Origin of the sequence: Microbacterium flavum, from assembly GCF_018717645.1 — a bacterium.
Lineage (GTDB): Bacteria > Actinomycetota > Actinomycetes > Actinomycetales > Microbacteriaceae > Microbacterium > Microbacterium flavum.
The window spans coordinates 1-13,725 of the sequence record NZ_JAFLHG010000009.1; the positions used below are offsets into that span (position 1 = coordinate 1).

Sequence of the window (13,725 nt, forward strand, 5' to 3'; positions counted from 1 at the left end):
AGACCGCGGCGGGCCAGGAGCGGGGCGATGTCGGCGTCGCGGCCGCGGAAGTCGCGGTAGGCCTCGAGCGGGTCCTTCGAGCCGCCCACGCCGAGGAGCCGCGTGCGGAACCGATCGCCGCCCGTCCGCGTCAGACCGCCGTTCTCCTTGAACCATTCGACGGTGTCGGCGTCGAGGACCTCGCTCCAGATGTATGAGTAGTAGCCGGCGCTGTAGCCGCCCGAGAAGACATGTGCGAAGTAGGTCGACGCGTAGCGGGTCGGGACGACCGGGTTATCCAGTCCGATGTCGGCGAGGGTGGATGCCTCGAATGCCGCGACGTCGATCTCGTCGGCGACATCGTCGGCGCCCAGGGAATGCCATGCCTGGTCGAGCCATGCGGCGGCGAGATACTCGCTCGTCGCGAAGCCCTGGTTGAAGGCCTCGGACGCGTGGAGCTTGTCGACGACATCCTGGGGGAGCGGCTCGCCCGTCTCGACGTGGCGCGCGTAGGACGCGAGCACCTCGGGCCAGAGGATCCACATCTCGTTCACCTGGGAGGGGAACTCCACGAAGTCGCGGAACACGGCCGTGCCCGCGAAGTGCGGGTAGGTGACGTGGGCGAACAGGCCGTGCAGCGCGTGGCCGAACTCGTGGAAGAGGGTCGTCACCTCGTCGAGGGTCAGGAGAGTGGGCTCGCCCGCAGCGGGCTTGGGGACGTTCAGGTTGTTGACCACGACGGGCGCCGTGCCGCGCAGCTCGGACTGCGCGACGATCGAGTTCATCCACGCCCCGCCGCGCTTGGTGTCGCGTGTGTAGAGATCGAGGACGAAGAGCCCGAGCGCCGTGCCGTCCGGGTCCACGATCTCGAACACGCGGGCATCCGGGTGATAGGCGTGCAGGTCGTCGCGCTCCGTGAAGGTGATCCCGTACAGCGCGGTCGCGGCACGGAAGACCCCGTCCTGGAGGACGCGTTCGGCTTCGAACCACGGGCGCAGCGCCGTGCGGTCCAGATCGTACTCGGCGGCCCGCACCCGCTCGGTGTAGAACGCCCAGTCGTGGGCCTCGAGGGGGAACGGGGACTCCTGCGTGTCGATGATCGCCTGCAGAGCGGCCTGTTCCCGGCGGGCGTTCGCTGCCGCGGGCGCGGCGAGGCGGCGGAGAAGGGCGGCGACGGCCTCCGCCGATCCTGCGGTCTGGTCGCTCGTGATGTATGCGGCGTGGCTCTCGTGCCCGAGGAGCGCGGCGCGCTCCGCGCGCAGCCGCACGATCTCCCGCAGGACCTCGCGGTTGTCGTGCTCGCCACCGCGGATGCCGCGGGATCGCGATGCCTCGAGCAGGCGCCGGCGGCTGTTCCGATCGGTCAGGCTCGCGAGATACGGATGCCCGGTGTAGAGCGTGAGCGTGACCACGTAGCGGCCCGGGAGTCCGCGGTCGACGGCGTTCTGGGCCGCGGCGGAGAGCTCGCCGGAGGTGAGACCGTCGAGCTCGGCCGCGTCGTCGAACACGACGGCCAGCTCGTTGGTGTCGGCGAGGAGGTTCTTCTCGAAGGTGTTGGTCAGAACGGCCAGGCGCCCGTTGAGGGCCGTGAGACGCGCCTTCTGCTCGTCGTCGAGTCCGGCTCCCGCGTGGGTCATCTCCCGGTAGTGACGTTCGACGAGATAGCGCTGCTCCGGCGCGAGATCCAGCTCGCCCAATCGGTCGTGGAGGGTCTTCACGCGCCAGTAGAGCGCGCCGTCGAGCTCCACCGCGTCCTGGTGGGCGGACATGAGGGGAGCCAGTTCCTCCTCGACGGCCTGGATCTCCGGCGTGGCGTCCGCGGACGACACGGTGTAGAAGGTGCGGGCGACCCGATCGAGCATCTCGCCCGAGCGTTCGAGGGCGACCATGGTGTTCTCGAAGGTCGGCATAGACCGGACTCGCGTGATCGCCTGGATCTCCTGGCGGTGGGTCGCGAACGCGGCGTCGAAGGCGGGGAGATAGTGCTCCGGTCGGATCTGCCGATAGTCGGGCAGCGCGTACGGAAGGGGCGAAGGACTCAGCAGGGGGTTCTGGTCGACCATGCGCCCAGCCTAGGGGAAGAGAATGCAGAGGTTCTCTTGCAAAGACATGCTTGCAAAGGAAGCTTTGTAACGCTACGCTGAGATGCATGAGCACCAGCGATCCCGCAGAGCGGCCGCCATCGGGCGAGACCCGCGTCCTCGACGCAGGGGCGCTGAAGGCGCTCGCGCACCCGTTGCGCGTGCGGATCTTCGACATCCTCAGCCTCCACGGCGCGCAGACCGCGAGCTCGCTGGCCGAGCAGCTGGGGGAGTCGAGCGGCGCGACGAGCTATCACCTGCGCGCGCTGGCGAAGCACGACCTCATCCGCGAAGTGGAAGGTCGTGGGACCGCTCGCGAGCGGTGGTGGGAGCGCCCCCGTGGATCGGTGACGATCTCGACTCCCGAGGCGACGCGCACGCCGTCGGGACTCGCCGCCTCCCAGATCGTGGTCACCGAGACCTACCGGCAGCGTCACGAACAGCTCATGCGCTACCTCGCCCAGGCCTGGAGCTCGGTCGACCAGGTCGATCAGCCCGCCGAGCTCTCCACGGCGAACACGCGACTGACGCGCGAGCAGTTCGATGAGGTGAGGGATCGGATCGCCGCCATCATCACCGAGGCCGTCGACCGGTACCGCGACCAGGACGGCGACGACGTCCGCCCCTACCTGATCCGTCTCGACATGTTCCCGCTCGATAGCCCACGCGTGAAAGAAGGCAGCTGATGGCACTCATCGACACCACCCGCATCCGGCTGCGCGCCACGCCGGCCGAGCGCGTCGCGCTGGCCGCCGCCGCATGGATCTCGACGTGTGTCGCCCATCGGATGGCCCAGCGCGCCGATCGGGCGGCCGAGACCCTCGCGCGGCAGAACGCGATCGACGACGTGACCCGTCGGCGGGACCAGGAACGCGCGCGAGCGCACCTTCTCGGCATCCGCTGAGCGGCGTACGGTCAGGCGAACTCGTCCTCGTCGTCGTGGCGGACGGTCACCGCACCAGTGGCATCGACCTCGACGATCACGCCGGTCTCGAGCTCGGCGATCGGGCGGCGCTCGAGGAAGGTGAGCGTCCAGCGCGGCCTCGGCTGGCCGAGGTCGTCGCCGGGCAGCGCGCGGTCGACGGCGCGGATCTGCGCACGCAGGACGTCCGGCACGGCCGCCGGCGGCTCCTCGCCGCTGGTCCAGCGGGTTCCGAGCTGCATCTCAGACCTCCGACTCGAGCTCGACGGCGTCCACGCTCAGCCCGGCCGAGCGCTGCTCGTCCGTCGAGATCTCCAGGCTCGAGATGCGGCCGACGGCTTTGAGGTCGCCTTCCGCGAGGCGGAGCAGGTCGGCGGTCACCGGGTCGGCCGTGAGCGAGAGACGACGCACGGGCGTCTTCTGCGAGGCCTTGGCCTCGGTCTTCGCGCGGCGGATGCCGATCAGCGCCGTGCTCGCTGCGGCCAGCACGCGCTCGTCGCCCCACCCGTCGCGAGGCTCCGGCCAGGCGGCCGTGTGGACCGATCCGTCCTCGAACCACGACCATGCCTCCTCGGTCGCGAAGGCGATCACAGGGGCGAGCAGTCGCAGCAGCGTCGACAGCGCGATGCGCAGCGCGAGGGCGGCGGAAGCCTGACCGGCGTCCGCCTGGTCGTACGCGCGCTCCTTGACGAGTTCGAGGTAATCGTCGCAGAACGTCCAGAAGAACGCCTCCGTGACCTCCAGCGCCCGGGCGTGGTCGTACGCCTCGAACGCCTTCGTGGCGTCGCGGACGACCTCGTCGAGCGTCGAGAGCATCGCGGCATCCAGCGCGTGCGTCACCTCGGCGCCGTCGGCCACCGGGAACGACAGCACGAACTTCGCCGCATTGAGGACCTTGATCGCGAGACGGCGACCGATCTTCACCTGCGTCGGGTTCTGGACGTCGAAGGCGGCGTCGGCACCGAAGCGGCTGGATGCCGACCAGTAACGCACCGCGTCGGTGCCGTGCTGGTCGAGGATGTCCGCCGGGGTCACGACGTTGCCCTTGGACTTCGACATCTTCTTGCGGTCGGGGTCGAGGATGTAGCCGGAGATGGCAGCGTCCGTCCACGGCGCGCGGTCGTCCTCGAGCGCCGAGCGCACCATCGTCGAGAACAGCCAGGTGCGGATGATCTCCTGACCCTGCGGACGCAGGTCGAAGGGCGCGACGAGGTTCCAGAGCTCGTCGTCGCGCTGCCAGCCTCCGGCGAGCTGCGGCGTGAGCGAGGATGTCGCCCACGTGTCGAAGATGTCCTTCTCACCCTCGAAACCGCCGGGAACGCCGCGCTGCGACTCGTCGAACCCCGGCGCGGTGTCGGTCGTCGGGTCCACCGGCAGGGTCGCGAGGTCAGCCGTGATCACGCCGTCCACCACCCGCTCCCCGTGCTCGTCGAGCGGGTACCACACGGGGATCGGAACGCCGAAGAAGCGCTGTCGCGAGACGAGCCAATCGCCGGTGAGCCCGTTCGTCCAGTTCTCGTAGCGCACGCGCATGAAGTCGGGGTGCCAGTCCATGCCGCGTCCGAGGTCGATCAGCTTCTCCCGGAAGGCCGCGTCGCGCGCGCCGTTGCGGAGGTACCACTGACGGGTGGACACGATCTCGAGCGCACGGTCACCCTTCTCGTAGAACTTCACCGGGTGGTTGAAGGGCTTCGAGACCGCGAGGAGCTCGCCGGATGCCTCGAGGAGCTCGACCATCTTCTTCTTCGCGCTGAAGACGGTCAGTCCCGCGATCTCCGCGTAGGCAGCGGTGGCGGCATCCGTCGTCAGAGCCTCGGGAGCGTCGGGGAGGATCCGGCCGTCCTGACCGAGGATCGTGCGGTTCGGCAGGTCGAGCTCGCGCCACCAGATGATGTCGGTCACGTCGCCGAAGGTGCAGACCATCGCGATGCCCGAACCCTTGTCCTTCTGGGCGAGGGGGTGGGCGACAACCGGCACCTCGACGTCGAAGACCGGTGTGCGCACGGTCGTGCCGAAGTACGGCTGGTACCGCTCATCACCCGGGTTCGCGACGAGGGCGACGCACGCGGCGAGGAGTTCGGGGCGCGTCGTCTCGATCTCGATGTCGCCGGAACCGTCGCTCTTGTGGAATGCGATGCGGTGGTAGGAGGCCTGCTGCTCCCGATCTTCGAGCTCCGCCTGCGCGATCGCCGAGCGGAAGTCGATGTCCCACAGGGTCGGCGCCATCGCCTGATACGCCTCGCCGCGCTCGAGATTGCGCAGGAACGCGAGCTGGCTCGTCCGGATCGTGTCGTCGGAGATCGTCCGATAGGTCTGTGTCCAGTCCACGGAGAGGCCGAGCTGGCGGAAGAGCGCCTCGAACTGCTTCTCGTCCTCGAGCGTCAGCTCCTCGCACAGCTCGATGAAGTTGCGGCGGCTGATCGGCACCTGGTCGGCGGGCTTCAGGCTCTTCGCGTCCCCGTGGAACGGGGGAGTGAAGTCGGCGTCGTAGGGGAGCGAGGTGTCGCAGCGCACGCCGTAGTAGTTCTGCACACGGCGCTCGGTCGGCAGCCCGTTGTCATCCCACCCCATCGGGTAGAACACGGTCTTCCCGCGCATGCGCTCGTAGCGCACCTTCACGTCGGTGTGGGTGTAGCTGAAGACATGCCCGATGTGCAGCGATCCCGACGCGGTCGGCGGGGGCGTGTCGACCGAGTAGACGCCGGTGCGGCCCTTCGCCCGCGCGGCGTCGCGGTCGAACAGGTAGGTTCCGGCCGCGGTCCACGCGGCATCCCACTTCTGCTCGAGGCCTTCCAGAGCGGGCTTGTCGGGAATCGGTCCCCGAGCGTGTCGATGGGGCGCGTCGGACATGGGTCTCCTCGAGCGATATGTGCGGCACTGTGTGAGCGTGCCTGAGTGTGTCGGTGCCCGGCCAGTCTACCGGCGGGCGGTCCACTCATCGCGCGAGACGGCGAACGCGAGGTGGGGCATGTCGATCCCGCGGTAGTGGGTCGTGAAGGTGCGCCGGACGGTCATCCCGAGCCGGATCGCGACGTTCATGGATGCCACGTTCGTCGAGCGCACCTTGGCGTAGAGATCGCCGATCGGGAGCGTCTCGAACGCACGGTCGCGGCAGGCCGATGCCGCCTCGATCGCGTACCCGTGATGCCAGTGCGCGCGCTGGAAGAGGTAGCCGACCTCGATGACCTCCTCGTCGTCGATGCGCTGACGGGTGAGGCCGCACTGTCCGATCATCCGGCCGCCCTCCCGCAGTGCGACCGCCCAGAGCCCGAAGCCGTCGACGGCATAGCGCTCCTGCATCCGACGCAGCCAGGCGAGGGACTCCGCGTCGCTGAACGCCCCCTCGTAGGCGGCCATCGCGACGGGGTCATGGAGGATCTCCCGGAGGTCCGGGAGGTCGCTGTCGGTCATCTCCCGGAGTGACAGCCGGTCGGTCTCGAGGATCGCACGCACGTCGGCCTCCCTCAGTCCGCGACGCGGATGCCGAGGGCGCGCGCCCATTCGGCGGCATGCGTCTCGACCTGCCGGGGCGTGAGCCAGGCACCCGCCAGTGCGCGGGGGTCGGTGTAGGCGAGCGCCTCCAGCCCGCGCAGATCGAGGTCGCTCGCGCGGATGCCGCGGGTGTCGACCTCCTCGGCGCGGCTCGAGCGGAAACGGACGCGGCCGAGCGTCGCCTCGGGGAGATCGAGGGTGCCGATCTCGCAGTCGTCGATCAGGACGTCGCCGAGCGTGGCGGAGGGGAGGGAGAGGTAGTCGATCCGGAGTCCGCGCAGCGTCACGGCATCCCACTGCGCGCGGAGTCCGTCGAGGGTTCCGATGCGTCCGCCGACGACCTCGACGCCCCGCCAGGAACCGTCCCGGGCGCTCAGCTCGACCGCACGCAGACCGGCGACCTCGACGTCCGAGAGCGCCGCCCCCGTCAGGTCGAACCGGGCGACGGATGCCCCGTCGATGCGCGACTCCGCGAGGCGGCCGTGGGCGATCGACACGTCGCCGGTGAGCTCGTCCAGCCGCACGCCGAGGACGTCGTCGCGCGGCGCGAGGGCGGTGAGCCGCTCGAGGACGCGCGGCAGATCGGGTGCGCTGACGCGGGGCGATGCGGGACCAGAGCTGCGTGCGGCCATCGCACCAGCGTAGGCGCCGGGCGGTATGATGGGGCATCGGCTTCGATCCGGCCATCACCGGGGAGCTCGCGGAAGAACGGCGGCACACCGCTCAGTAGAACCGTGCGGGGCAGGCCCGTCACAGCCGCAGCACGAGAGACCGGCGGATTTTCCGAGGCCGGTAAGCGGGGTGGTACCGCGGTCGCACGATCGTCCTCGCAGGAGCACACCTCGACGCACCTGCTGGAGTGACATGACCTACCCTCGCCCTTCGACACGCTCAGGGACCGCCGCAGACGGATCGGCCTTCGGCCCGGCGGCCGACGCCGTCGTCCCCAGCCCGCGCTTCCCCGACATCGAGCGCGACGTGCTCGCGTTCTGGCAGGCGGACGAGACCTTCCGCGCCTCGATCGCGGGGCGCGAAGGGGCCGAGGAGTGGGTGTTCTACGACGGGCCCCCGTTCGCGAACGGCCTGCCGCACTACGGCCACCTCCTGACCGGCTACGCGAAGGATCTCTTCCCCCGGTTCCAGACGATGCGCGGAAAGAAGGTCGACCGCGTCTTCGGCTGGGACACGCACGGCCTGCCGGCGGAGCTCGAGGCGATGAAGCAGCTCGGCATCACCGAGAAGAGCGAGATCGAGGAGATGGGGATCGCGGCCTTCAACGCGAAGGCGCGGGAATCCGTCCTCGAGTACACGGAGCAGTGGGAGGACTACGTCACCCGCCAGGCCCGATGGGTCGACTTCGAGCGCGGCTACAAGACGCTCGACACCGGGTACATGGAGTCCGTCCTCTGGGCGTTCAAGACGCTGTGGGACAAGGGCCTCGCGTACGAGGGGTACCGCGTTCTCCCGTACTGCTGGCGTGACGAGACGCCGCTGTCGAACCACGAGCTGCGCATGGACGATGACGTCTACAAGATGCGTCAGGACCCGTCCGTGACCGTGTCCTTCCCGCTCGTGGGCGTGAAGGCGGAGAGCCTCGGGCTGACCGGCGTGCGGGCTCTCGCGTGGACGACGACCCCGTGGACCCTTCCCACGAACCTCGCCCTCGCGGTAGGACCCGCCATCGAGTACGTCGTCGTCCCCGGCGGCCCGCGCGGCGCGGCCGACGTCCCCTCGACGGGCTCGGGGGCCGGCGATCCGGAGGGTGCGACGTCGCACCGGTACCTCCTGGCATCCGACCTCATCGGCGGCTACGCGAAGGACCTCGGCTACGAGGACCCCGCCGCGGTGGCGGCGGCGGTCGAGCGCACGATCCTCGGCGCAGAGCTCGCCGACGTCCACTACGACCGGCTGTTCGACTACTACGCGGATGCCGAGGTCTGGGGCACGGGCTCTGCGTGGCGCATCCTCGTCGACGATTACGTGACGACCACCGACGGCACCGGGATCGTCCACCAGGCTCCGGCCTACGGTGAGGACGACCAGCGTGTGACGGGCGCCGCCGGAATCCCGCTGATCATGAGCCTCGACGACGGCGGGCGCTTCCTGCCGCAGGTGACGGACGTCGCCGGCGAGCTGTGGATGGAGGCCAACCGGCCTCTCATCCGCCTGCTGAAGGCGGAGGGCCGCCTCCTGCGCGAGGCCTCTTATGAGCACTCGTACCCGCACTGCTGGCGCTGCCGGAACCCCCTCATCTACAAGGCCGTCTCCAGCTGGTTCGTGCGCGTCACCGACATCAAGGACGACCTGATCGCCGCGAACGAGCAGATCACCTGGGCGCCGGAGAACGTCAAGCACGGTCAGTTCGGCAAGTGGCTCGAGGGTGCTCGGGACTGGTCGATCAGCCGCAACCGCTTCTGGGGCTCGCCGATCCCGATCTGGAAGAGCGACGACCCGGAGTACCCGCGCGTGGACGCGTACGGATCGCTCGCCGAGCTCGAACGCGACTTCGGCCGCCTGCCGCGGAACGAGGCGGGGGAGGTGGACCTCCACCGCCCCTTCATCGACGACCTCACGCGACCGAACCCCGACGACCCGTCGGGGCGCTCCACGATGCGGCGCATCGAGGACGTCTTCGACGTGTGGTTCGACTCCGGCTCGATGCCTTACGCGCAGGTGCACTATCCGTTCGAGAACCGCGAGTGGTTCGACGCGCACGCGCCCGCCGACTTCATCGTCGAGTACATCGGTCAGACCCGCGGATGGTTCTATGTCATGCACGTGCTGTCCGTCGCCCTGTTCGACCGCCCGGCCTTCTCGGGCGTGGCGTGCCACGGGATCGTCCTCGGCAGCGACGGCCAGAAGATGTCCAAGTCGCTGCGCAACTACCCCGATGTCAGCGAGGTCTTCGACCGCGACGGCTCGGACGCCATGCGGTGGTTCCTCATGGCATCCTCCGTGCTCCGCGGGGGGAACCTCGTCGTCACCGAGGAGGGCATCCGCGCCGGTGTGCGGGAGTTCCTCCTGCCGCTGTGGAACGCGTGGTACTTCTTCGCGACCTACGCGAACGCGGCGCGCCCCGGCGGGTACGAGGCGCGGTGGCGCACGGACTCGACCGACGTCTTGGACCGCTACATCCTCGCGCTGCTCGGACAGCTCGTTCGAGACGTCGCGGCCGACCTCGAGGCGCTCGATTCCACCACGGCGGCCTCGCGGCTACGGGACTTCGTGGAGGCGCTGACCAACTGGTACGTGCGCCGGTCGCGTGATCGCTTCTGGGTGGGCGTCGACCCCTCGACAAGCTCGGGGACCGACGGAGCGGGCTCGGGGACCGATTCGACGGAGGCGTTCGACACGTTGTACACCGTGCTCGAGACGCTCACGCGGGTTGCAGCCCCGCTCATCCCGCTCGTGTCCGAGCGGATCTGGCAGGGCCTGACCGGCGGGCGCAGCGTCCACCTGGAGGACTGGCCCGAGGCGGACGCGTTCCCCGCCTCGCCCGAGATCCGATCGGCGATGGACGCCGTTCGCGAGGTTTCCTCGGTGGCGAACGCCCTGCGCAAGAAGGAGGGCAAGCGGGTGCGCCTGCCCCTGCCGGAGCTCACCGTGGCCACCACGGAGATCGGCGCGCTGGCGCAGTTCGACGACATCCTGCGCGACGAGCTCAACGTGAAGAGCGTGGTCCTGGCGGACCTCACCGATGACCTGGCGACGTCCTACGGCATCACCCAGCGGCTCGCCGTGAACGCACGGGCGGCCGGCCCTCGACTGGGCAAGCAGGTCCAGCAGGTCATCGCCGGAGCCCGTGCCGGGAACTGGACCGAGAAGGACGGCGTGGTGACGGTCGACGGCGTGGCGCTGGAGCCGGGGGAGTACGACCTCACACTCGAGGCGGGCGGCGTCGCCGACGGCACGGCGATCGCGCTCCTCTCCGGCGGCGGGTTCGTGCTGCTGGACACCACGACGACGCCCGAGTTGGAGGCGGAGGGCCTGGCCCGCGACGTCGTCCGCGCCGTGCAGAACACCCGCAAGGGTGCCGGCTTCGATGTGAGCGATCGGATCCGTCTCGTCCTCGCCTTCCGATCTCCCGCGGATGCCGCCGCCGTTCGCAGCGGCGACCTGCTGCAGCGCATCGCAGACGAGACCCTCGCCGTCGGCGGGGTCACGGTCCTCGTCGGAGCGGAGGAGGCGCCCCTCGGCGACCACGCCGAGACCTTCGCGGCGGGGGACTTCGCCAATGAGGGGACCTTCGACGTCGACGTCACACGGATCGGAGAGAACGCATGAGCGATCGCAATCGGGCCGATGCCGTCTACGCGGCCTTGCTGACCCGGCAGGGCGAGCAGTGGGTGCAGCCGCGCATCGAGCGGACCCGTCAGGTCCTCGAGCTCCTCGACGACCCGCAGAAGACGTACCGGGTCATCCACGTCACGGGAACGAACGGCAAGACGTCGACGGCGCGGATCGCGGAGTCGATCGTGCGCGCGCACGGTCTCCGGACCGGCCTGTTCACGAGCCCTCACCTCGAACGGTTCACCGAGCGCATCATGATCGACGGCGAGCCCATCGACGATGCCCTGATCGCGGATGCCTGGGCTGAGATCGCACCCTTCGTCGACATCGTCGATGCGCAGCTCCAGGCGACGGGCGACGCGCCGCTGACCTTCTTCGAGCTGCTGACCGTGCTCGCGTTCACCGCCTTCGCGGACGCGCCCGTCGACGTCGCCGTCGTCGAGGTCGGCATGGGCGGCGCGTGGGACTCGACGAACACCGCCGACGGTGACGTCGCCGTGTTCGCGCCCATCGACATCGATCACACGAGCCGTCTCGGCGACACGATCGAGGCGATCGCCACCGTCAAGTCCGGAATCATCAAGGACGGCGCCGCCGCCGTTTCCGCGGAGCAGGATGCCGCGGCGCTCCGCGTGCTCCGGGCCGCCGCGGACTCCCGCGGCGCGCACCTCGCGGTCGAGGGAGACGCTTTCGGCCTCGCGTCGCAGCGGCTCGCGGTGGGCGGCCAGCAGATCAGCGTGCAGGGGATCGCCGGACGCTATGACGACCTCTACCTCCCGCTGTACGGCGCGCACCAGGGGCACAACGCCGCTCTGGCCGTCGCCGCGGTCGAGTCCCTCATCGGCGGGGGCGCCCAGCCCCTCGTCACCGACGTCGTGGCCGACGGCCTGGCCCAGGTCACGTCGCCCGGCCGCCTGCAGCTCGTCGGCGTCGCGCCGACCGTGCTCGTCGATGCCGCCCACAACCCGCACGGCGCCCGCGCGCTGGTGCAGGCGCTCTCCGACTCGTTCGACTTCGACGAGTGGGGCATAGTGCTCGGGGCATTGGGCGACAAGGACATCCCGGGTATCGTCTCGACGATCGCGCCCGCGGCCACGCACGTCTTCGCCACGGCTCCCGACTCGGACCGCGCGGCCGAGGCCGACACGATCGCCGACGTCGTCGAGGCGCTCGGCGGCCAGGTGAGCGTTCACCGCGACCTCCCCGACGCGGCGGAGGCCGCGCGCGAGTGGGCGTCGAGCTCGGAACGCCGCGCCGTCGTGATCGCCGGAAGCGTCGTCCTCGCCGGCGAAGCCCTCCAGCTCGCGGCCGACGAGGATTGGAAGGACGGGTGGCAGGCGTGACCGAGAACGCCGCGGCGCCCGGTCGGCCTCGGCGAGCACGCCGAGCGCGCGGTGCGCGCGAGTCGCTGGCATCCATCGTCCTGGGAGCCGAGGCGCTCATCGTCTTCCTCGGCGGGCTCGCCCTCTACGGACTGAAGGCGCTCCCGGCGGGGATCGAGCCCTGGTGGGGGATCGTGGTCGGGACGGCACTCGCGGTGCTGCTCATCGCGACGTCGGGGGTGGTCCGCCACCGCTGGGGGATCGCGCTCGGGTGGTTCTGGCAGCTGGTCGTCGTGCTCGGCGGATTCCTGGAGCCCGCCCTCGCCGTCGTCGGCCTCGTTTTCGGCGCGATGTACGCGTATGCCACGATCAAGGGAGGCGCACTGGACCGTGCGAACGCGGCACGCGCCTCCCACGACACGAACGGAGAATGACATGACCACGGAAGAGACGCTCGTCCTCGTCAAGCCCGATGGCGTGGCCCGCGGCCTGACGGGTGCGATCCTCGCCCGCATCGAGGCCAAGGGTTACGCCCTCGTCGACATCAAGCTCGTCGAGCCCGACCGCGAAGTGCTCGAGCAGCACTACGCCGAGCACGCCGGGAAGCCCTTCTACGAGCCGCTCGTGGAGTTCATGCTCTCCGGGCCGTCGGTCGCCATCCGCCTCGCCGGCAATCGCGTGATCGAGGGATTCCGCTCCCTCGCCGGGACGACCGACCCGACGACGGCGGCGCCGGGGACCATCCGCGGCGACCTCGGTCGCGACTGGGGCCTGAAGGTGCAGCAGAATCTCGTCCACGGATCCGACAGCCCCGAGTCGGCGGCGCGGGAACTCGCGATCTGGTTCTGACCGCGATCGTCGGCGCCCGCCCACCGTGTGTGAGTCGGGGGCGCCGACGGCTCAGAAGATGACGTCGAGGAGCTGCGGGATGGCGTCCAGGCGCAGCTGCGCCAGCAGCAGCACGATCGCGTAGGTGAGGATCGCGAGCAGCGGCACCCACGGCGTGAGCTTCGCGCCGATGCTCCGGACGCGCCCGGAATCGGAGATGACGCCCGATCGCAGAAGGTGCACCCAGACGGCGTAGAACGTCGGGATCGTCACGAGCCAGGTCACCATGCACCACGGGCACAGCGTGCCGAGGACGTAGATGCTCTGGCCGATGAGCCAGAGGACGAAGCCGAAGGCGAAGGTGATCCCGGCGGCGAACGCGAGCCAGAACCAGCGTGCGAACCGGGCTCCCGCGAGGACGGCGGCACCGACGACGACGGGCGCCATCCACGCCGTGAGCCCGATGATCGGGTTCGGGAAGCCGAACACACTGCCCTGCGGCGAGTCCAGGTTCGCAGAGCACTGGACCACGATGCTGAAGTCGCACGACGCGGGCCCGGCATCGGGAGCCGACAGCGCGTGGAGCTTCTCGATCGTCAGGGCGAATGCCGCGATCCATCCGACCGCACCTGCCACGAGGAGCCAGACGGACAAGGCGACCGGGCGGGTCTGGATGGTGCGGGGGGGCATGGCGCGATTATCGCATCCGCCCCTGGTGAAGAGCCCCGTTCGGGCTCCCGGTTCTCGGCAATCACGCATGATCGGCCGGAAAGTGGAATAATGAGGCCGATGGAGCCGCGGCCGCGCCGCA

At 69.8% G+C, this 13,725-nt stretch carries 12 protein-coding genes; 6 read left to right on the forward strand and 6 right to left on the reverse strand.

Annotated elements, in window-relative coordinates:
• A partial coding sequence (locus tag J0P97_RS10360; protein ID WP_215487718.1) for a M3 family metallopeptidase occupies positions 1 to 2,042 on the reverse strand: 2,042 nt, incomplete at its 3' end.
• An 86-nt stretch (positions 2,043 to 2,128) separates the two neighbouring features.
• Here J0P97_RS10360 and J0P97_RS10365 point away from each other — a divergent pair.
• Both J0P97_RS10365 and J0P97_RS10370 read left to right on the forward strand, forming a co-directional pair.
• Positions 2,129 to 2,746, forward strand: coding sequence for an ArsR/SmtB family transcription factor (locus tag J0P97_RS10365; protein ID WP_215487719.1), 618 nt, complete (start codon positions 2,129 to 2,131; stop codon positions 2,744 to 2,746).
• Positions 2,746 to 2,964 (forward strand): hypothetical protein, encoded by a 219-nt coding sequence (locus tag J0P97_RS10370; RefSeq protein WP_215487720.1) that lies wholly within the window; start codon positions 2,746 to 2,748, stop codon positions 2,962 to 2,964. The genes J0P97_RS10365 and J0P97_RS10370 overlap by 1 nt, the downstream gene beginning before the upstream one ends.
• Before the next feature lie 11 nt (positions 2,965 to 2,975).
• On the opposite strand, the gene J0P97_RS10375 is transcribed toward J0P97_RS10370, so the two are convergent.
• The 4 genes from J0P97_RS10375 to J0P97_RS10390 form a co-directional block, all read right to left on the reverse strand.
• Positions 2,976 to 3,224, reverse strand: coding sequence for a hypothetical protein (locus tag J0P97_RS10375; protein ID WP_215487721.1), 249 nt, complete (start codon positions 3,222 to 3,224; stop codon positions 2,976 to 2,978).
• Position 3,225: 1 nt separating this feature from the next.
• Positions 3,226 to 5,832 carry a valine--tRNA ligase gene (valS, locus tag J0P97_RS10380; protein ID WP_215487722.1) on the reverse strand — a complete coding sequence of 869 codons (2,607 nt, stop codon included), beginning with the start codon at positions 5,830 to 5,832 and terminating at the stop codon, positions 3,226 to 3,228.
• A 66-nt stretch (positions 5,833 to 5,898) separates the two neighbouring features.
• Complete coding sequence (locus tag J0P97_RS10385; RefSeq protein WP_282836597.1) at positions 5,899 to 6,435, reverse strand: GNAT family N-acetyltransferase; 537 nt, start codon at positions 6,433 to 6,435, stop codon at positions 5,899 to 5,901.
• A gap of 11 nt (positions 6,436 to 6,446) precedes the next feature.
• Positions 6,447 to 7,106, reverse strand: a complete 660-nt coding sequence (locus J0P97_RS10390; protein WP_215487724.1) for a hypothetical protein — start codon at positions 7,104 to 7,106, stop codon at positions 6,447 to 6,449.
• Positions 7,107 to 7,338: 232 nt separating this feature from the next.
• Here J0P97_RS10390 and ileS point away from each other — a divergent pair, with 232 nt between their 5' ends.
• Genes ileS through ndk form a run of 4 tightly spaced genes read left to right on the forward strand, consistent with a single transcriptional unit; the run spans position 7,339 to position 12,935 of the window.
• A complete protein-coding gene (gene ileS, locus J0P97_RS10395) occupies positions 7,339 to 10,758 on the forward strand; it encodes an isoleucine--tRNA ligase (RefSeq protein ID WP_215487725.1) in 3,420 nt (1,139 codons plus the stop codon).
• Complete coding sequence (locus tag J0P97_RS10400) at positions 10,755 to 12,107, forward strand: bifunctional folylpolyglutamate synthase/dihydrofolate synthase (RefSeq protein WP_215487726.1); 1,353 nt, start codon at positions 10,755 to 10,757, stop codon at positions 12,105 to 12,107. The genes ileS and J0P97_RS10400 overlap by 4 nt, the downstream gene beginning before the upstream one ends.
• The gene (locus tag J0P97_RS10405; protein WP_215487727.1) at positions 12,104 to 12,520 is read left to right on the forward strand and encodes a DUF4233 domain-containing protein; all 417 of its coding nucleotides are present in this window, start codon (positions 12,104 to 12,106) and stop codon (positions 12,518 to 12,520) included. Before J0P97_RS10400 ends, J0P97_RS10405 begins: the two co-directional genes overlap by 4 nt.
• A gap of 1 nt (position 12,521) precedes the next feature.
• The gene (ndk, locus tag J0P97_RS10410) at positions 12,522 to 12,935 is read left to right on the forward strand and encodes a nucleoside-diphosphate kinase (RefSeq protein ID WP_215487728.1); all 414 of its coding nucleotides are present in this window, start codon (positions 12,522 to 12,524) and stop codon (positions 12,933 to 12,935) included.
• Between the two features lie 51 nt (positions 12,936 to 12,986).
• Here ndk and J0P97_RS10415 read toward each other — a convergent pair whose 3' ends face one another.
• Positions 12,987 to 13,604: a vitamin K epoxide reductase family protein gene (locus J0P97_RS10415; RefSeq protein WP_215487729.1), complete on the reverse strand. Its 618-nt coding sequence runs from the start codon at positions 13,602 to 13,604 to the stop codon at positions 12,987 to 12,989.
• Between the last annotated feature and the right edge of the window lie 121 nt (positions 13,605 to 13,725).

Bases quoted from the DNA above. Each gene is read 5' to 3' on its own strand.
- J0P97_RS10415 (WP_215487729.1), bottom strand. From the start codon at position 13,604: ATGCCCCCCCGCACCATCCAGACCCGCCCGGTCGCCTTGTCCGTCTGG.
- valS (WP_215487722.1), bottom strand. From the start codon at position 5,832: ATGTCCGACGCGCCCCATCGACACGCTCGGGGACCGATTCCCGACAAG.
- J0P97_RS10365 (WP_215487719.1), top strand. From the start codon at position 2,129: ATGAGCACCAGCGATCCCGCAGAGCGGCCGCCATCGGGCGAGACCCGC.
- J0P97_RS10390 (WP_215487724.1), bottom strand. From the start codon at position 7,106: ATGGCCGCACGCAGCTCTGGTCCCGCATCGCCCCGCGTCAGCGCACCC.
- ileS (WP_215487725.1), top strand. From the start codon at position 7,339: ATGACCTACCCTCGCCCTTCGACACGCTCAGGGACCGCCGCAGACGGA.
- ndk (WP_215487728.1), top strand. From the start codon at position 12,522: ATGACCACGGAAGAGACGCTCGTCCTCGTCAAGCCCGATGGCGTGGCC.
- J0P97_RS10370 (WP_215487720.1), top strand. From the start codon at position 2,746: ATGGCACTCATCGACACCACCCGCATCCGGCTGCGCGCCACGCCGGCC.
- J0P97_RS10400 (WP_215487726.1), top strand. From the start codon at position 10,755: ATGAGCGATCGCAATCGGGCCGATGCCGTCTACGCGGCCTTGCTGACC.
- J0P97_RS10375 (WP_215487721.1), bottom strand. From the start codon at position 3,224: ATGCAGCTCGGAACCCGCTGGACCAGCGGCGAGGAGCCGCCGGCGGCC.